Here is an 18,308-nt window from a genome sequence, read left to right as displayed (position 1 = left end):
ACTCACTCCCACAGATCGTGCGGGAATGTCGCGAGCAGCGCCTGGGGATCGAAGGATATCGGCGGTGCGCCCCCCATTTCGAGCGCTTCGGCGACGCTGTTCGCGGAGTCGATGCCGGATCGTCCGGTCCCGCGCGCATAATCGTCATATTTGAACGGCGGTTCGGTCTCGGTCAAGCGCACATGCCGCGCGGGAATGCCGAAGGCCTCGGCGATCACGACGCCGTGGAGCGAGCTGGCGAGCACCAGATCGGCACCGACGATCTGCTCGACGACCGCGTTCCAGCCGCGCAGCGGCGACACGAACGGCAAGCCGAGCGTCGGCGCGAGCGTGAGGTCGTGGAGGTTGGGGACGAACAGGACCGGCAGGGCGCTATGCCGCTTGAAGCGGTCGGGGAACAGCGTCGGCAGCAGCAGCGCGGGGTCGCCATAGACCGCCGGGACGTCCAGCCCGCGCTCCGAAAGAAACGCCGCCGTCAGCGGACCGCGGACCGCGCGGATGTCGAGTGCGTCGAAGGCGTGGCGGTCGGCGGGAATCTTGCCGTTGACGCCCGAGCCCCAGACGGTGTCGCCGGTCTTGGCGAAATGCATCACCGATCCGACGGTGAACAGCGTCGCGTCGCGCGCCGTCTCCTCGTCGAGGCTGCGACCGTGCAGCGCGAGGACACGCTCGGCGACGACCGTCGCCAGCCGGTCGCCGAAATTGATCGCGCTGCCCGCGGGACGCCATTCGAAGACGTCGACGCGCGGATAGCGGTCGTCATAGGAGGGCGGCGGGGCATGCCGCAGACGCGAGAGCGCGCGGTGCAGGCGAGGAGGCATCATCTGTTTCATCGCTTCATCCGTTGTCCGAGCGTCGCGGCCAGGAAGGTCGCGTTCCCGACGAGATAGCGTGACGCCATCCGTCGGGGCTCTTGCAGAAGGCGGAAGGTCCATTCGATGCCCGCGCGCTGCATCCAGAGCGGCGCGCGGACGAACTGGCCCGCAGTGAAATCGAGAAAGGCGCCGATGCACAGGATCACCGCATCGACCGCGCCAGCATTGGCGGCCGCCCATTTTTCCTGCCGCGGCTGTCCCATGCCCGCGAGCACGAGCCGCGCGCCCGATGCGCGGATCCGCTCCGACAGGGCGGGTGCCTCGTCGGCGCTGAAAAAGCCGTGATGGCTGCCCGCGATGCGGATGTTCGGGAAGCGCTCCGCGAGGATCGCAGCGGCCTTTTGCGCGACGCCTGGCGGGCTGCCGAGCAGGAAGACGCCCGTTCCCGCCGGCAGCGCGGCGAGCACCGCGGGCGTCAGGTCGGTGCCGTTGAGATTGGCCGGGAAGCGCGTGCCGTAGAGCAGCCGGCTGGCGATATCGACGCCGCTGCCGTCGTTGAAGAACACGCCCGCCCGCGTCGCGGTCACGAAGGCGGGATCCGCCCGCGCAAGGTTGACGCTGTGCGCATTGCAGAAGCCGAAGATCGCCGGACCGTCGCCGTCTACCGCGGCAACGACCTGTGCAACGGCACCTGGTACATCGGTGGCGACCACGTCGATGTGGCCGATTCGCCGAATCTCCATCATGCCCACCATGCTCAATCGATCAGGATCGAGCCGAGCACGGGGGTGGCATGCTCCTGCAGCACGGCCGCGGCGTTGCGCAGCGCGCGCGCGTCCGACCGGTTGCGGCGCGCGACGATGATCGCCGCGTCGAGTCCGAAACACGCCTCGAGCTGCGTCGCGCTGGCGGGGCCGGCATCGAAGATCACCAGCCCATAATGATCGCGCAGCGGATCGAGCGTGTTGGCAAGACGCTGGCGATCGAAGAGCTCAGACGCGTTGGGGACGCTCGGGCCCGCCGACAGCAGCGACAGGCCGGGGATCGCGGTCGTCTGGGCGATCGCCTCGACGCGGCCGCCCGACGACAACAGCGTCGACAGGCCCGTGCGGTTGGGCAGGCGGAACAGCCCGTGCTGACGCGGTGCGCCGATGCCGCCATCGACCAGCAGCGTCGAATAGCCGGCCTGCGCGCACGCGACCGCCAGATTGGCGGTGAGCACGGTGGTATGCAGCGTCTCGTCGTCGATCCCGATCATCGCGATCCCCTGAAGCGGGGAGCCGTCGGGACGGACGTCGCGCGTCACGATCGCGCGAATGTCGCGCGCGGTGACCGCGATGGGATCATCGGGCGCGAATGCTGCAACGACCAGCGGATCGACGCGCTCATCGCCCTCGGGAAGAACCGTGAAGCCCTGCTGCAGCTCGATCGCGCGGCGCACCTGCTCCTCGGTCGCAAAGCCGAGCTCGACCGCCGCCTCGCCGAACAACAGCCCGGTTTCAGCCTGGCGATGCTCGATCTGGCGATGCGCCTCGGGCGACAGCGACAGCAATTTGCCCAGAAGCTGCCGCTGGCTGGGCGCTTCGGCACCCGGCGCGACCGCGGGACGAACGACATTTGCCGTTTCGCTCGAACGAAGCCTCATAACGTCTGCCTTCCACCCAGCAGCGACGCGACGCGCGACTGCGAAAACGATACCGAGCCCAGCACGGGCACACCCATGGCCGTCGCTGCGCCGCTCGACGTCCGCACCCGCGGCCGCCACAGTTCGAGCGCCAGCGCCGTCCCCGCTGCCAGCATTCCGCCCAGCACGAGGCCGAGCGCCAACCGCATCGGTACGTTGGGCGAGGAGGGGAACATCGGCGGCTGCGCGACGTCGAGCTGGACGACGTTGGTCGACGGCGCCTCGCTCTGGAGCCGCATCGTGCCGAGACGCTGGGTCACGGTGTCATAGGCCGCACGGGCCGAATCGACGTCGCGCTGGAGCACGTCGAGCTCGGCGCGGTCACCCGCCAGCGACAGCATCTTGCCGCGCTGCTGGTTCAGCAGGGCGCGCATCTGGCTTTCCTTGCTGCTCGCCGCACCGCTGGCGACGCGCACCGCATTGGTGCTCGTCCCGGTCTCGACCGCGAGCCGGCGACGCAGCGCCGACAGTTCCGCCTCGGCGGCCTGGCGCTGCGGGTGGTTCGGGCCGAGATCCGCGCTGAGCTGTGCGACTTCGGCTGTCTTGGCCGAGATTTGCGTGCGCAGACCCTGGACGACACCGGCCGACTGCACGTCGAGCCCGGTGCTGCCGCCGCCAGCGCGTGCGCCGGCATCCGCCGCCGCCGCTTCGGCCGCGGTCAGCTGGCCGGACAATTCGGTCAGGCGGGCGGCGTCGGTATTGTTGGTTGTCGTGTCGACGATCCCGGTGCGACGCTGGAACGCGGTCAGCCGGCCCTGCGCCTGCTCGAGCGCGGTGCGGACCTCGCGCGTGCGATCCTCGAACCAGCGCGAATAGGTGCGGGCGGGATCGGTCTGCAGTTGCAGGCGCGCATCGAGGTAGCTGGTGGCAAAGCCATTGGCGACCTGGGCCGAGAATTGCGGATCGGCCGATTTGAAGCGGATCGCGAGCACGCGCGAGGTCCGGCCCGGTATGACCTCGAGCCCGCCGAGCAGCTGGCGACCATACCAGGCGTTGACGTCGCCGGCGCCACCGGTGCGCGCACGCCACTGGTCAGCAACCTGCGGGTTGGCGGCAAGCTTCAGGTCGCGGACGACCGCGGCGGCGATCGCCTCGCTCTGCAGGACGTCGGCCTGGGTCGCGACGAGCGCGGCCACGCCATCCTGCTGCGGCGCCGCCTCGTCGGTAACCGACTGGGCCGGGCCGCCGTCGAACAGCAGCGAGGACTGCGCGACATAGGTCTTGGGCGTGACGGCCGTCCAGAGTGCGACCAGCACGACGATCAGCAGAATGATCGCCAGCTCGATACGCCAGCGCGCCTTGAGCGACGCGATCAGATCAGCGGGTATTAGCAAGGTTGCTCTCCTGCGGTGCGCCAAGCCGGGCCGCCGTGGTGGAAACAGGGGTCGTCATCAACAGCGCGATCAGCATCTGCGGCGCGGTACTGTCACGGAAATACACGCCATCGTGTTCGCCGTCATTGCCCCGTTCGCGGACCAATGCGGGGTCTAGCATCGAAATGGCACGATCATATCGATCGGTATCAAGCAAAACGACGTCCATTGTCGCGGCGGCGCGGGCCAAAGCTTCGAGCGCATCGCGCTGTTCGAGCGTGCAGCCGAGCACGACCTTCGCGAACAGCCGCGCATCGGGCTCGTTCATCTGCGCCCAGTGGCTGAACGCATCGACGAAGCCGGTGCGGGTATGCGCCTTGGTGACGATATCCGCGTCGCTGCTGACAGCGGCGAGCGACGAATGCCCGGCCAGCATGCGCAGGTGATAGGGCGAGCCACAGGCGGCATCGGCGATCATCGCGCGCGCATCGGTATCGAAGCGGACGCCGGTATTGGCCTCGCCGCGTGCGATCAGCGCGTCGACGCTGTCGGCGCCGATCCGGCCCAGCGACACGATCCGCATGTGACGGCGGAGCGACGGGTGGCCGGCGACGACGTCGGACACGGTCCGCGCGATCCCGACCAGCACGAACAGCACCGGCACGAGCGCGTCGGACAGCAGCTTCATCGCCGCCGCGACGTCGCTCTTCACGCTCGCATCCTCGATCCGGTCGAACTCGTCGAAGATCAGAATCGTCGGCGCGGTGACGCGGTCTGCCACCAGATCGACGAACGCCCGCGGGCCGAAATTTTCCGGCATCTGTTCGAGCTTCTGCGCAAAGGCACGCTGTCCGCCGGGCGCGAAGGCTGCGGGCGGGAGCGCATCGAGATAGAGCCTGATGATGTCGGCGAAGGTCGCATGCGGTTCGCACGCGAAATAGAGCACGACGGCGCCCGATTCATCCGCATGCTCACCGAGCACGCGCACCAGCGACGTCTTGCCCGAGCCGCGTGCGCCGTGGATCACCGCATGCTGGTGAAAGTCGAGCGTCGCGGCGAGCAGATGGTCGAGCTCGACCGCGCGTCCGAACAGTTCGCCGCGGGTTCGCACCGGGCGTGCGGCATCGAACGTGTCCGCGATCCTGCGCCGGTCGCCGATCAGCCGCGTCGCGGTGCTTGCCGGGGCGGGATCCGCGGGCAGGTCGACGACCGGCGCGGCGGGCGGGGTGTAGCGATGCGTCAGCTCGATCACGGGGGGCTCGGCCCATCCGCGGCCGTCCAGCCAGCGCGTCAGCGATGCAATCCATGACTTCAACATAATTCTTGTATCTGCCTTGCCGATCCGGGGAGCGGGTACGCGACGTTGCTGCAACGCACAATAGGATTGCCGTACGGCTCCACGGGGCCACTATACCCTGTGATCATTAAGATTTGTGCCGTATCAGGATAGACATTTGCGGTTTGTCCCCGGTCTTGTCGGGTTGCACGCTGTACATATACGGCCCCCACAGGGCGCCGCCTGCCCAATAGGTCCAACCGAGCCAGACGTCCGAGCCCGCGTCAAGTGTGCCGAGCACCGCATCGAGCGCGGCGAGGCAGTTCGGGTCGCTGCTGGCGCCGAATTCGCCGAGAAATCCCCGTGTCTTGTTGGCGCGCAGCCAGGCGGTGGCCGAATCGAATGCCTGTGCGGCGGCCTTTGGCGACACGCATTCCGGATGCGTTCCCGAGGAGTCGGCATCCGGATATTGGTGCATCTCGAACGCCATGTTGTTCGCCGGGTCGACGAGCGTTTTCAGCGCTTCGCCGTTCGAGTCGCTGCCTTTCGTCCAGGAATGGGCACCCGACCAGTTCGTCCCCGGGACGAGCACCAGATTGCGCGCGCCTGTCGCGCGGATCGCCTGTAACGACGCCTCCGCAATCGGTCGCCACGCGGTGGCGGAGAGGCCATTAGGTTCGTTCATCACGCCGAACGCGATACGCTTGTCCCCGGCATAATGGCGGGCGAGGCGGGTCCAGAGGTCGGCGAGCATCGCGCCGCGCGGGTCGATCTGGTCGAGCCGTTGGCCCCGGTATTTGGCGTAATTGTGCACGTCGAGGATGATCAGGCCGAACCCGCCGAGCCCCGCGATCGATTCGTCGAGCCGTGCGAGTTCCGTGGCGTCGATCGGGGCATTGGGCCGCGGTTGCAGCCGTTCCCAGAGAACGGGCACGCGGATCGCGTTCATGCCCGCGGCGACGAAGGGCGCGGTCTCCTGTGGCTTGGGGTAGAAATAGTCGAAGCCGTAGCGCCCGGGAATGCGCTTCGAGGCAAAGCCGCCCGTCGCGATGTTGACGCCGGTATAGCGCGGATGCGCAGGCTTGCGCGGCCCAGTCGCGGAGGGGGCATCGGCGGCGGGATCGAGCGTGATCGGTAGACCGGTTCGCGAGGGCGCAATCATGACCGCAACGCCGGCCGTCGCGACCAGCGCAGCGCCTCCCAGCGCGATGAACAGGCCGTTATGTCGCATCGGCACGCCCATCACCCAAGCCGGTGACCCGTGCAAGCATCACACGACCAACGCCGGGGGAATCGCGACGGCTGGCCCGGGTAGCGGGGTGCGCCGGCGCTGGCGGCACGGGACATGGCGGGGCACTAGGGTATGAAAAAGGGCGCCCCGTTGCCGGAGCGCCCTCTTCTCAGGCCGTGGCCGCAGACGTCAGGCTGTTGCGAAACAGACCTGGCGACGACGAATGCGCAGGGCATCGCATGAAACGAGACATTCCGACCCCCGGACGCCGATCACTGATTCAGAGCCATTTCTCGTTGATGAAGACCGAGTCCTCGGCCTTCAGTTCGCCGTCGAGATCGACCTTCTTCAACTTCTCGCCGTCGCGGAAGATCGTGACGTTCCGCGTCGATCCGGCGAGCGTCGGACCACCGGCGCGGGCCAGCGCCTGGCGAACCGTCATCCCGGTCTTCAACGGGAAGGATCCCGGCGAATTCACCTGGCCATAGACATAGATGACGGGCGCGACCGGAACGAAGAGCGTGTCCTTCGCCTCGAGCAGCGTCGCCGCGCTCCATTCGCCGCTGAGGTCCGACAGGAGGATGCGGTGTTCGACCGGATCGCCGACGCGCTTCAGGATCGCATAGTCCGCGCTGGTCCCACGCGTGCCGCCCGCGCGGGCGAGCGTCATGCCGACGGTCAGCTGCAGATCGAGCGGATAGATGCCGGGGGTTCCGACCTCGCCGAACACGGTCACCGAGCTGCTGACGAACTGCGTGACCTCGACATTGACGACGGGCTTGACGAAATAGCCGCCGCTCCGCAGCCGGGCGGCGATGTCCGCGGCAAGTTCGCGCGCGGTCTGGTTGCGGACCTGGACCGCGCCGAGGAACGGCAGGGTGATCGTACCGTCGCTCTTGACGCGCGTCTTGACCACCTGGCCCGGGCCCTGGCCGAAAATCGTCACCTCGACCTCGTCATCGGGGGCCAGGCGATAGCCGTCGTTGGGTACGGCACCCGCCGGCGCGGGTGTCGGGCGCGCGGTTGGTACCTGCGCCCCGGCGGCCGTAGCGGCCATGAGCAACGGCAGAACAAGCGAATGCGCCATGCGGATCTTCATCATCATCCCCTTAGAAACGGGCCGTGACACCCGCCGATGCGGATGTGGCCGTATAATCGTAAATCGCATTGTCGGCCGTGCGGCGCTGATGCGTGACGCTCAGGCTGAGCCGCAGCGACCGGTGGAAATCGAATGCATAGCTGCCACCGACCAGGTTCAGCTTGTCCTTGCCGCGTGGTGGTTGAAGCGTAAGCGCCAGATCCTCGCCGCGCGGATCGCGTTGCGCGCGCTGGGCGAACAGGGTGGCGGTGCTGCGCGCCGAGAGCAGATAGGACACGTTGAGGTTGTAGCTGTCGGCGATGATATAGGTCGCGCCAAACGAGCTCTGATTCTGCACCGCACGGCGGCCGGAGCCGACGATCGTGAACCGGGGCACCGGGCGTATCGTCACCTGCGCGTCGAACGACGGGCCGCTGAAGGACGGCACGGCCGCGCGCTTGGGGTCGGCATGCGTGATGCCGCCGCCTAGCCGGAAGCTGACGCGCGGCGCGACCGAACGTTCGAAGACCAGCTGGACGTCGGTGATCATCGTCGAATCGTCGATCCCGGTCAGATCCTCGATACCCGGGCGCGCGATCTTCGCAACGGAGCCAATGAGCTGCAGCGTCCCGAGGCTGGGCCGCCCATAGCCGATCCCCGCGCGCAGCGCGGACTGGTTCGTGTCCAGAACCTTGCGGCTGCTGTTGGTGAGCGACACGCGGTTGACACCCACCGCGGGAAAGAAGCCCGCCGCGGCGCGGCAACTCGCGCCGACGTCATAGACCTGGCGCAGGAAGCTCTCGGTCACCACGGTGTTGGTGTCGCCGAGATCGAACTGCGCGCGTTCGAGCGCCGCGCTGCCGGTCACGCTGCAGGGCGCGCCGACCGGGGTCGTCACGCTCGAGGTCAGGTTGATCCGCTCACGATCGAGGCCGCTGAACCGGGTGTTGAAATCATAGCCGACCGTGCCGCCGGCGGTGACGCGGGTGCGGCCGAAGATGCGGTTCAGATCGACCGCCAACGCCGGCGAAACGCGGATATTGTCGCGCGGCCCGCTCCCGCGCGCGTCGTTGAGACGCAGCACGTTGCTGTCATAGACACTGGTGATCACCGGCACGACACGAAACCGGTCGACATTGCCCGCGACGGGCACGCTGACGGGTGTGTTGACGTTGACCGTCTGTGCCTGCGCACCGCTCACCAAACCGCCGGTCATGGCCGCCGCGAGCGCGACCTTGCCGATCCGTGCAGTTCGCTCGTCTCGAGCCCTTCGCATTGTTTCCCGTCATGTTTTCAATTGCTACCCGCATGATGCGCGGTCGCATTTCGTCCTTCGAGCTATTCCGGCGCTTGTCAAATCTCGACTCGCGGCACCGGGCCCAAGGGCACCGCGTCTCGATAAGTGAAAAGCGCGATCAGGTCGAGTGACGGCGTCGCACGGTGCTGTCCCTTGATCGTACACCGGGTCGCGACGATTCGGGTGTCAGGCCTCGGCGATCAGGCTGAGAACGTCGCCGATCAGGCGTCGCATCGCGTCGCGCGCACCATCGGCATCGCGCGCGGCGATCGCGACGGCGACCGCGGCATGGTCGGCGATGTTCGCGCTGCGCCCCTTGATCCGGTTGGTGAAGCGGATCGAGGTGCGCAGCGCGGTTTCGACCACCGACTGGAACTGTGCGTAGAAGGGGTTGCGCGACGCGCGCAGGACGGCGACGTGGAACGCGATGTCCGCGTCGAGTGGATCGTCATAGCTGCGCTCAGCCGCGGCCATCCGCGCCAGCCCCGCCTCGATCGCGACCATGTCCTGTTCGGTGTGGTACAGCGCCGCGAGCGCCGCCGCTTCGGGTTCGATCCCGATCCGCAGCTGGTTGAACTGCTGGAGCAGCTCGACCGAGAATTTGCGGTCGAGCAGCCAGCGCAGCACATCGGTGTCGAACAGGTTCCAGCTGCTCGATGGCTGCACGATCGTGCCCTGTCGCGGGCGCGCGCTGACCAGTCCCTTGGCGGTCAGCATCTTGACCGCCTCACGGGTCACCGATCGGCTGACGCCATGCGCCACCGCGATCTCCGCCTCGGTGGGGAATGGCCGATCCGTATATTGGCCGGTCACGATGGCCTTGCCGAGCAGGTCGAGCATGCCATGCGTAAGGTTCCGTCCCAGATCCCGATTCTCCAGGGCAACGACGTCGGTCAGCACACGCTCCATAAAGCCTGTGTGGCGCAAACCGGTCCGGCTGTCACCCACTGCAAGCCTCTGGGCGGGGTGGATTGTCATATAATTCTGCCGCGCGTGTGCCGGGAAGGCGCTGCGGACGGGCAAACGGGCAATAACGCTATCGCCGGAGGACCGAACCGCCTAGACGGCGCGCTCCCCGGGGGGCCGCTGACGCGCGGCTGAGAGGTGGGCTGCAGCCCATGACCCGCTGAACCTGATCCGGTTGATACCGGCGTAGGGAGGGCTGGCGGCGCGTCCGTCGTCCCTCCGTGTGGAGTGGACGCAAGACCGTGATGATCCTTCGATTTGACCTGATGACGGGCCGGCCGCCCCGTGTTGCATGCAGCGCGCTGGCAGTGGCACTTGCTGCTGTGGTGGCCTTCGCCCCCGCCAGCGCGCAGACGCAGGCGGATGCGCGGGACGGCGCCGACCCGGTCGATATCCGCGTCGTCGGTCTTCTCGATCCCGAGGGGCTGCTCCCCGACCAGACGGTGCCCAAATCCGAAAGCGCGATCGCCGCTGCGTTCATCACCAAGCAGGCGCCGACGCTCAACGCGTTCCAGCTGGTCAACCTCCTGCCCGGCGCGACCGTCGCGTCGAGCGATCCTTACGGCTTGTCGACCAGTTCGAGCCTGACGTTGCGCGGGCTGGGGCAGGACGAGATCGGTGTGACGATGGAGGGCGCGCCGCAGAACGACATTGGCTATTATTACGCCTATCCCTCGCAGTTCGCCGATACCGAGAATCTCCAGCGGATCGCGCTGGCGCAGGGCGCGGTCGATATCGCGTCGCCGACGCTGGGGGGTGCGGGCGGGTCGCTGTCGCTCTGGCTCGACGATCCGAGTGCGGCGCCGCGCGGGCTCGTCGACCTGTCGATCGGATCCTATGCGGCGCGGCGCGGCTTCGTCCGGCTCGATACCGGACGGATCGGCCAGACGGGGCTGCGGGCCTTCGTCTCCTATTCGAACACGCGCGCGAACAACTGGCGCGGTGCCGGCCATGACACGCGCCAGCATGTCGATGCCAAGCTGCTCGGCGAATGGGGCAACGGCAACCGCGCGAGCCTGGCGCTGTCGTTCAACAACGCGAACTCGTCGACCTATCGCAGCCCGACGCTCGCCGAATGGCGCGCGCAGGGACGCGATTTCAACTTCGATGCGCGGTACAGCGCGGGCAACACCAATTACTGGCGGCTCTACCGCGCGCCGTTCCGCAACCTCTATGCGTCGGCGCCGGTGCATCTGGCGCTGGGCGCGGGGGTAACGCTCGACAGCACCAGCTATCTGCAGTTCGGCTACGGCAATTCGCCCTATGGGACGCAGCTCGGCACGACCGGCAACTTCCTGGGTATCGAGCCGCTCGCCGATCCGATCGCGCTGCCGGGTGCGGTCGACGGGGTCGCGACGGTGTTGGGCAATTATACCGGCGACCAGCGCCGCGTGGGCACGGTCAACACGCTGACGATCGAGCGCGGCATCCACCGGCTGACCGCAGGGTTGTGGTTCGATCACGGCACCGACCGCGTCGTCCAGTCCTATACCGCGGTCGGTGCCGATGGCGCGCCGGCCGATCGCTGGGGCTATCGCGCAAAGGCGATCCGGACCGCCGACGGCCGGCTGCTCGCCTATGAGAACCAGCGGACCGTGACCGTCACCAAGGCGGCGTTCCTGGCCGACCATATCACGCTGACACCGCGTCTTGCGGTCGATATCGGGTTCAAGGGCGTCAATGTGCTGCGCAGCGGGCGCAACTACCTGCCGGGTCCGCAGGACCGCGTCCGCCTCGACAGCTTCGCCGCGCTGCCGCGGGCGGCGGTGCATTACGAGATCGACGACCGGCAGCAGCTGTTCGCCAACATCACGACGAACTTCCGCACGCCGAACGAGTTCACGCTTTACGACAGCTATGCGGGCGGTGCGCTGGTCAGCGCGGGGACGACCGCGCTGAAGAACGAATATGCGGTCTCGCAGGAGCTGGGCTATCGCTATATCGGCCCCGCACTGTCCGCATCGGTGACGGGGTTCCATTATGATTTCCGCAACCGCCAGCTGGCGACGGTCATCAACAATGGCGGCGCGCTGGTCAATTCGACGCTGAATGCCGGGGGACAGAGCTCCTACGGGATCGATGCCGAGATCGACTATCGCCCGGCGCGCGGTGTCAGCGTCTATGTCTCGGGCGAATATCTGCGCGCACGGATCAGCGACGACCTGCCGGTCGGCGACGATTATCTGCCGACCCGCGGCCGGCATGCGGTCTCGAGCCCGACCGTGCAGATCGGTGGCGGCGGGACCTATGACGACGGACGGTTGTTCGGCAGTGTCGCGGTCAAATATGTCGGCCGGCAATATGCGACGTTCGTCAACGACGAGAGCATCAAGGGCTATGCGACGCTCGACCTGTCGGTCGGCGTGCATCTGGCGTCGATGCTCGATGGCAAGCGGACCGACCTGCGGCTGAACGCGATCAACGTGACCGATCCGCGCGTGCTGGCGGGGGTGCAGTCGGTCTCGACCAATGCGCGCGACGTGATCGGGCGCGGGGGGACGCTGATCGCGGGATCTGCGCCGACCTATTATGTCGGGAGTGGTGCGGCCGTCATGGCGACCATCTCGCGCGGCCTGTGACCGGAGCGCGCGCGATGATCGGCGCGGGCTCGCCGGCGGCGCATCTGGTCCACGGGATGGGCACTGACATGGCTGCGCCGAGCTGGCCGGCGATCACCGCCGAGGAAGCCGCGGCCGTGGTCGCGCAGTTTCCGGTCGCCGGTCCGCTCGAGCGCGTGCACTGGCATTCGCCGCGGCCCTTCTCCGCGGCAGCGCTGATCGAGACCGGGCAGGGGATGTTCCTGCTCAAGCGCCATCATCGCCGGATGCGGACGCCCGATCAGCTTGGCGCGGAACACCGGTTCATCGCGCACCTGCGGACGCGCATCACGGTGCCCGAGGTCATGACGCTCGCCCCCAGCGACAACGGCGCGCTGGCCCGCGGCGACTGGACCTATGAACTGCATCGCAAGGCCCCCGGCGTCGACCTGTATCGCGACCGGCCCTCCTGGACGCCGTTCCTGTCACTAACGCAGGCACACGCGGCGGGCGTGGCACTGGCCCGGCTGCACCGCGCGTCGCAGGGGTTCGCCGCGCCCGCGCGCGCGCCACAACCGCTGGTCGCGAGCTTCACCATCCTGCCCGATCCCGATCCAATCGCGGCGGCGGAACGCTATGTCGCGGCGCGGCCGGCGCTCGCCGCGTTCCTCGCCCCGCGGCCGTGGCGGCGCGAGCTCGCGTCGCTGTTCGGCGCGCTCGGCGACGGGTTGCAGCCACGGCTCGCCGCGCAGCCGCCCTTGTGGACGCATAATGACTGGCATCCCTCCAACCTGCTCTGGGCGGAGGAGGACGTGCGGACCGTCATCGATTTCGGGCTGGCGGACCGGACCTGCGCGCTGCACGACGTGGCGATTGCGATCGAACGCAGTGGTGTCGCCTGGCTGGCGCTCGGGCAGGGCGCGGACGCCGCGATCGGCCAGCCCGAGGCGGCGTGCGCGCTGCTGGCGGGCTATGCGGCAACGACCGCGTTCGGTGCGGAGGACCGGGCGACGCTCGTCCGGCTGCTGCCGCTGGTGCATCTCGAATTCGCCTTGTCGGAGGTCGCGTATTTCGCAGGGGTGCTCGGCGACATGAGCGCGGCGGCATTGGCCTGGAACGGTTATCTGATCGGCCATGCGGCGTGGTTCCTGTCCGCGCCGGGGCAGGCGTTCCTCCGCCGGATCGCCGATGCGGAGCACGGCGCATGACGATGCTCGAGATCGCCGCGGTCGCCGTCAGTTTCCTCGGCATCTGGCTGACCGCGGTGCGGCGGCTGTGGTGCTGGCCGGTCAATTTGCTGGCCTGTGCGCTGTACTTCAAGCTGTTCCTCGACGTGCGGCTCTATGCGGACATGATGCTGCAGGCGGTGTTCGCCGGCGCGCTGGTTTATGGGTGGCGCAACTGGACGCGCGGGCGGCAGGATGCGGGCGACGTCGCCGTCGTGCCGCTCCGGCCGGTCCCCGCGCTGGCGGGGCTTTGCACCGGTGCGGGTGCCGCGCTGGGAATCGGGTTCGTCATGAGCCGCTATACCGACGCGGCGCTGCCCTGGATCGATGCGACGCTGAGCAGCTTCAGCCTCGTCGCGCAATATTGGACCGCGCGGCGGCACAGTGCGAGCTGGCTGCTGTGGATCGCCGTCGACATCGTCTATGTCGGGATGTTCGTCGTGAAGGGCCTGATGCTGACCGCGGGTCTCTACGCGGCGATGATCCTGCTCGCGCTGCTGGGCTATCGACAGTGGCAGGCGGCGCGTCAGAACCAGGCGCGCACACCGAGCGCGAGCGAGACCCCGCCGGTCCTATCGCCATCGCTGCGCGCATAACGCGCGGTGGCACCGTAGCGCCGTTCCCAGGACAGCCCGACATAGGGCGCGAGTTCGCGGCGGATCTCGTAGCGCAGCCGCACGCCGAGCTCCGCCGTCGATAGCCCCGCGCCGATCCGGCTGCCGGGCATGTCCTGCGCGGCGAGGTTCAGCTCGACACGCGGCTGGAGGATCGCACGCTGGGTGATGCGCTGGTCGTACCAGGCCTCCGCACGCGCCAGCACGTCGCCCTTGTCGGACAGGAACAGCGTGCCCTCGACGTCGAACCAATAGGGCGCCAGACCTTCGACCCCGAGTGCGGCATAGGTCCGTTTGGCGCCTGCGCCGAGATCCTGGCGGACGCCGGCCTGCAGGTTCCAGTACGGGTCGAGCGCGCGCGAATAGAGCGCCTGCACTTCGGCGGCCTCGACCCGGTCGCCGAAACCGCCTTCGCCTTCGGTCTTGACGACCAGCCTATCGATATCGCCGCCGAACCAGCCCGCGCCGTCCCAGCGATAGCCGTCGCGACCGCTGCGTACCTGCACCTCGGCGAGGTTGAAGAGGATCTGGCTGAAGCGCATGCCGCCATGCTCGTCGCGCATCATCCGATTGGCCTTCGTCATCGTCGCGGAATCGTAGAAGCGTGCCGCCGCCAGCGTGGTCGGCGGCGCGGGGGGCGGTGCGGTGCCGGCGGGCTGGTTCGTGCCTGTCGGCGCGGCGGAATCGTCAGACGCGGCCGGGGTGCAATGGCCCATCGCGGCGTGTTCGGGCGAGCAGGCGGCGTCTGGCATGGCTGGCGGGGGCGTGGTCGCGCCGGCGGCGGGTTGGCAGTGGCCCATTGCGGCATGCTCGGCCGAACAGGCGGCGGTCGGGGACATGTCCATCGCCGGCATTGCCGATGCAGCGGGCTTCGCAGCGCGCGCCCGCGCCGGCGCCGCCTTGCGTGTCGCGTGTTTTGGCGTGGGTTTCGCCGGGGCGAGCTTTTTCGGTGCGGGCTTTTTGGGCGCGGGTTTGGCGGGCATCGCCATGCCGGGCATCTTCATCCCGTGCATCTCATGCATCTGCGCCGCGGCGGGCGTGGCCGTGACGGTCGCGAGGAAGAAAGCGAGCGTCTTCATGCCGCTGCTCCCGCTTCGCTATCAGGGCGGACGGTGACGACCTGCATCATGCCCGCGTGCATGTGGTAGAGCATGTGGCAATGGAACGCCCAGTCGCCGACCGCATCGGCGGTGAGGTCGAAGGTCGCGGTGCCGCCGGGGGCGACGTTGATCGTGTGCTTGCGCGGCGAATGATCGCCGTGGCCGGTCACCAGCTCGAAGAAATGGCCGTGCAGGTGGATCGGATGGGCCATCATCGTGTCGTTGACCAAAGTCACGCGGACGCGTTCGCCCTGGCGGAACGGGATCGGCGCCTTGACCTCGTTCAGTTTCACGCCGTCGAACGCCCACATATAGCGTTCCATGTTGCCGGTCAGGTGGATCTGCAGCTGCCGCGTCGGCGCGCGCAGGTCGGTATTGCGCTCGAGCGCGACGAGATCGCGGTACACGAGCACCGTGTGGCCGGTGTTGCTCAGGCCCTGTGGCGGCTCGCCGGTGCGATCCATCGGCATCGGCGCGACGGTCTGTACGGTCGGCGTCTTCGGCAGGCCCGGCGCGTTGGCAAAGTCGCGCATGCTGTGGCTCATAGCGGGCATCGGCGCCTCGCCGGCGGGAGACTGCGCGGGCTTGTCCATGCCCGGCATCGTGCCGTGGTCCATCCCCACCATGCCGCCCATCGCGCCATGATCCATCGCGGCCATGTCGCCCATGCCCATGTCCTTCATGGTCGCGAGCGGGCGTCTGCGCAGCGCAGGAACCGCAGCGACCATCCCGATGCGCGGCGTTAGCGTGGCACGCGCCATGCCGGACCGGTCCCAGGCCTCGGCGACCAGCGTGTGGGCGACGGGCGCGGCGGGTTCGACGATCACGTCATAGGTTTCGGCAACCGCGATCTGGAACTCGTCGACCGCGACGGGGCGCACGTTCTGGCCATCGGCCTGCACGACGGTCATCTTCAGCCCCGGAATACGGACGTTGAAATTGGTCATCGCCGAGGCGTTGATGATGCGCAGGCGGACGCGCTCGCCGGGCGTGAACAGCGCGGTCCAGTTGTCCGCGGGGCCATGCCCGTTGACGAGATAGGTGTAGGTCGCGCCCGTGACGTCGGACACGTCGGTCGGGTCCATCCGCATCCCGCCCCACATCCGCCGTTCGCCCGCCGGCTGATCCCGACCCGCGAGCAGGCCGCCGAGCGTCTGCTTCTGATAGTTGAAATAGCCGCCCTGGAGCTTCAGCCTGCGGAAGATGGCGTGCGGGTGAAGCGGGCTGTGATCCGACAGGACGATCACATGTTCGCGGTCGGACACGATCGGATCGGCGCCGGCGGGATTGATCACGATCGGGCCGTAATGCCCCATCTGCTCCTGCAGCCCCGAATGGCTGTGATACCAATAGGTCCCCGCCTGCACGACGGGGAAGTCGTAGGTGAAGGTGGTTCGCGCCGGGATGCCGGGAAAGCTGATCCCGGGCACACCGTCCATCTGGAACGGCACGAGCAGCCCGTGCCAGTGGATCGACGTCTCCTCGTCGAGGCTGTTGGTCACCGACAGCCGGACCTGCTGCCCCTGTTTCAGCCGGATGAGGGGCGCGGGGCTGGTGCCGTTGATGCCGATCGCGTGGCTGCGCGTGCCGTCGATCGTCCGCGTCAGATGCGCCACGGTCAGCGCGATATCGGTGCCGGACAGCATCGGCAGCGGGGTCGCGATCCCCGTGGACACGGGCTGGGCCCAGGCGGGCAGCCAGGGCAGCGCAAGCGCGCCGCCGCCAAGCGTGGCGTCGCGCAGGAATTGGCGGCGGGTCGGTCGGGTCATGCGGATCCTCGGGCCGGGAGCGGCCACGTCTGTCAGGTCATACGCCGCCGATCGGCTCGCCCCTCATGACGTTAGACAAATCAGGCCGCGGCGGCGAGCGCTGCGCGCGCGCGGCGGATCCGGGTCTCGACCGCCTTTGCGCTGATCCCCAGCGCCTGCGCGGCCTCTGCCTGGCTCAGTTCGTGGATCGTGCACAGCAGCAGCGGCTCGCGCAGCGGGGCGGGGAGCCGCGCGATATCGGCCATCGTGCGGGCGAGGTCGTCGCGACCGATCGCGTTCGTCTCCGTATCCGCCGCCCCGTCCGCGACCCGCTCGCCCGCCTCGATCGGCAACACGCGGGCGAGCATATGGCGGACCCGGCGGCGACGGTGCCAGTCGCGGCATTTGTTGATCGCGATCCGCGCGAGCCACGCGCGCAGCGACCGGTCGCGGTCATAGCGGGACAGCGCGGCGTGCGCCGCAACGAAGCTGTCCTGCAACAGGTCGAGCGCCTCGTCGGGATCGCCGATCTGCGCGAGGATCAGGCGGTAGAGCGGCTGTTTGTGCCGCCGCATCAGCGCCGCAAACGCCGCCTGCCGGTCCGCCGCCGGTCCGGCGAGATGCGCGGTGACCAGCGCGGCGTCGTCATAGGCATCGAGATCGATGCTCGTGCGGCGCGCGGTCCTGTCGGGGCGGGGCGGGATCAATGCGCGGGGGTCAGCGCCTGCACGACGACCCGGTCGAACGCCGCGGTCTGGTCGGCGCGCATCACGCCGCGCATCGCAAAGACGTGCGCGAGCGTCGCCTTTTGCAGCGCGCCCATCGTCCGGTGCGACCGGTCGACCGCGGCGGCGACCGCGGGGCCATTGGCATGTTCGCGCTCGATCGCGGCGGCGAGACGGACATTGTCGGCGCGCAGCTCCGCTTCCAGGGCCGCGCGGCGGACCGCGAACTCGGCCTCGAGCCGGTCGAGTGCCGCCTCCTGCGGGGCGTCGAGCATCACGTCGCGGTGGAGCAGCGTGTGAAGTTCGGTGCCGTGCGCTGCGCCCGGCGCCCGGATCCAGCCGCCGATAAACACACCGGCGATCGCCGCGAGGAAGGCAAGGACGATCGTCGGTGCCGCACGCCGGACCACGGACGTCACCGCCCGAGCAGCAATGTCGAGGGGGCAAGCGCGCCGTCGATTCCGATCGGGATCGACGCCTGCGCCGGCGCGCCATGGCCGATCGGTGCCGCCCCGCCGATCAATCCCAGCACCAGCGCGGTACCGACCGACCAGCGCCCGACCAGAAGGCTGGTGTGCCGACTGCGCGCATTCTCGGCGATGCTCTCGAACACCGACGCCTCGACACCATCGAGCGCACGCGGCACCGGCATCGCCGCCAGCCGGGTCAGTCCTTCATCGACAGGATCCTGCATCGTC

At 68.4% G+C, this 18,308-nt stretch carries 17 protein-coding genes and 1 riboswitch; of the genes, 3 read left to right on the top strand and 14 right to left on the bottom strand.

Annotation, left to right across the window (positions count from 1 at the left end; translation table 11 throughout):
- Window positions 1–2: 2 nt before the first annotated feature.
- The 9 genes from IFT71_RS08865 to IFT71_RS08825 all read right to left on the bottom strand — a co-directional run bounded on the left by IFT71_RS08865 (window position 3) and on the right by IFT71_RS08825 (window position 9,603).
- Window positions 3–833, bottom strand: a complete 831-nt coding sequence (locus IFT71_RS08865; RefSeq protein ID WP_197976109.1) for a polysaccharide pyruvyl transferase family protein — start codon at window positions 831–833, stop codon at window positions 3–5.
- Window positions 830–1,561, bottom strand: a complete 732-nt coding sequence (locus IFT71_RS08860; protein WP_192140371.1) for a WecB/TagA/CpsF family glycosyltransferase — start codon at window positions 1,559–1,561, stop codon at window positions 830–832. The genes IFT71_RS08865 and IFT71_RS08860 overlap by 4 nt, the downstream gene beginning before the upstream one ends.
- Window positions 1,562–1,572: 11 nt before the next feature.
- Window positions 1,573–2,460 (bottom strand): CpsD/CapB family tyrosine-protein kinase, encoded by an 888-nt coding sequence (locus IFT71_RS08855; protein WP_192069601.1) that lies wholly within the window; start codon window positions 2,458–2,460, stop codon window positions 1,573–1,575.
- Window positions 2,457–3,833 carry a GNVR domain-containing protein gene (locus IFT71_RS08850; RefSeq protein WP_042467776.1) on the bottom strand — a complete coding sequence of 459 codons (1,377 nt, stop codon included), beginning with the start codon at window positions 3,831–3,833 and terminating at the stop codon, window positions 2,457–2,459. Before IFT71_RS08850 ends, IFT71_RS08855 begins: the two co-directional genes overlap by 4 nt.
- Window positions 3,817–5,127 (bottom strand): ATP-binding protein, encoded by a 1,311-nt coding sequence (locus IFT71_RS08845; protein ID WP_167396689.1) that lies wholly within the window; start codon window positions 5,125–5,127, stop codon window positions 3,817–3,819. Before IFT71_RS08845 ends, IFT71_RS08850 begins: the two co-directional genes overlap by 17 nt.
- Window positions 5,128–5,236: 109 nt before the next feature.
- Entirely contained in the window at window positions 5,237–6,319 is a 1,083-nt protein-coding gene (locus tag IFT71_RS08840) for a glycoside hydrolase family 5 protein (protein ID WP_244654886.1), read from the bottom strand.
- Window positions 6,320–6,599: 280 nt separating this feature from the next.
- Window positions 6,600–7,418 carry an SLBB domain-containing protein gene (locus IFT71_RS08835; protein ID WP_192140369.1) on the bottom strand — a complete coding sequence of 273 codons (819 nt, stop codon included), beginning with the start codon at window positions 7,416–7,418 and terminating at the stop codon, window positions 6,600–6,602.
- A gap of 10 nt (window positions 7,419–7,428) precedes the next feature.
- A complete protein-coding gene (locus IFT71_RS08830; RefSeq protein WP_192140367.1) occupies window positions 7,429–8,673 on the bottom strand; it encodes an outer membrane beta-barrel protein in 1,245 nt (414 codons plus the stop codon).
- A gap of 207 nt (window positions 8,674–8,880) precedes the next feature.
- Window positions 8,881–9,603, bottom strand: coding sequence for a FadR/GntR family transcriptional regulator (locus IFT71_RS08825; RefSeq protein WP_056673965.1), 723 nt, complete (start codon window positions 9,601–9,603; stop codon window positions 8,881–8,883).
- A gap of 164 nt (window positions 9,604–9,767) precedes the next feature.
- Window positions 9,768–9,856, top strand: a riboswitch (TPP riboswitch).
- A gap of 70 nt (window positions 9,857–9,926) precedes the next feature.
- On the opposite strand from IFT71_RS08825, the gene IFT71_RS08820 reads away from it, so the two are divergent.
- The 3 genes from IFT71_RS08820 to pnuC are packed head-to-tail and all read left to right on the top strand — an operon-like array spanning window position 9,927 to window position 14,019.
- Window positions 9,927–12,239 carry a TonB-dependent receptor domain-containing protein gene (locus IFT71_RS08820; protein ID WP_192141184.1) on the top strand — a complete coding sequence of 771 codons (2,313 nt, stop codon included), beginning with the start codon at window positions 9,927–9,929 and terminating at the stop codon, window positions 12,237–12,239.
- 14 nt (window positions 12,240–12,253) lie between these two features.
- Window positions 12,254–13,405, top strand: a complete 1,152-nt coding sequence (locus IFT71_RS08815; protein ID WP_446740761.1) for a phosphotransferase enzyme family protein — start codon at window positions 12,254–12,256, stop codon at window positions 13,403–13,405.
- Window positions 13,402–14,019 carry a nicotinamide riboside transporter PnuC gene (gene pnuC, locus IFT71_RS08810; protein WP_192140365.1) on the top strand — a complete coding sequence of 206 codons (618 nt, stop codon included), beginning with the start codon at window positions 13,402–13,404 and terminating at the stop codon, window positions 14,017–14,019. The genes IFT71_RS08815 and pnuC overlap by 4 nt, the downstream gene beginning before the upstream one ends.
- On the opposite strand, the gene IFT71_RS08805 is transcribed toward pnuC, so the two are convergent.
- From IFT71_RS08805 to IFT71_RS21400, 5 genes are all read right to left on the bottom strand, one after another.
- Window positions 13,950–15,116, bottom strand: a complete 1,167-nt coding sequence (locus IFT71_RS08805; RefSeq protein ID WP_244654850.1) for a copper resistance protein B — start codon at window positions 15,114–15,116, stop codon at window positions 13,950–13,952. The genes pnuC and IFT71_RS08805 overlap by 70 nt on opposite strands.
- Entirely contained in the window at window positions 15,113–16,906 is a 1,794-nt protein-coding gene (locus tag IFT71_RS08800; RefSeq protein WP_192140363.1) for a copper resistance system multicopper oxidase, read from the bottom strand. The genes IFT71_RS08805 and IFT71_RS08800 overlap by 4 nt, the downstream gene beginning before the upstream one ends.
- 80 nt (window positions 16,907–16,986) lie before the next feature.
- Window positions 16,987–17,592: an RNA polymerase sigma factor gene (locus tag IFT71_RS08795; protein ID WP_446740758.1), complete on the bottom strand. Its 606-nt coding sequence runs from the start codon at window positions 17,590–17,592 to the stop codon at window positions 16,987–16,989.
- A complete protein-coding gene (locus IFT71_RS08790) occupies window positions 17,589–18,029 on the bottom strand; it encodes a periplasmic heavy metal sensor (RefSeq protein WP_446740757.1) in 441 nt (146 codons plus the stop codon). Before IFT71_RS08790 ends, IFT71_RS08795 begins: the two co-directional genes overlap by 4 nt.
- The gene (locus tag IFT71_RS21400) at window positions 18,026–18,304 is read right to left on the bottom strand and encodes a hypothetical protein (protein WP_192140361.1); all 279 of its coding nucleotides are present in this window, start codon (window positions 18,302–18,304) and stop codon (window positions 18,026–18,028) included. The genes IFT71_RS08790 and IFT71_RS21400 overlap by 4 nt, the downstream gene beginning before the upstream one ends.
- Between the last annotated feature and the right edge of the window lie 4 nt (window positions 18,305–18,308).

It is taken from the genome of Sphingomonas sp. CFBP 13733 (assembly GCF_014841795.1).
GTDB lineage: Bacteria > Pseudomonadota > Alphaproteobacteria > Sphingomonadales > Sphingomonadaceae > Sphingomonas > Sphingomonas aerolata.
Note: the sequence above shows the minus strand (reverse complement) of the source record. Positions and strands in the feature narration are given on the sequence as shown.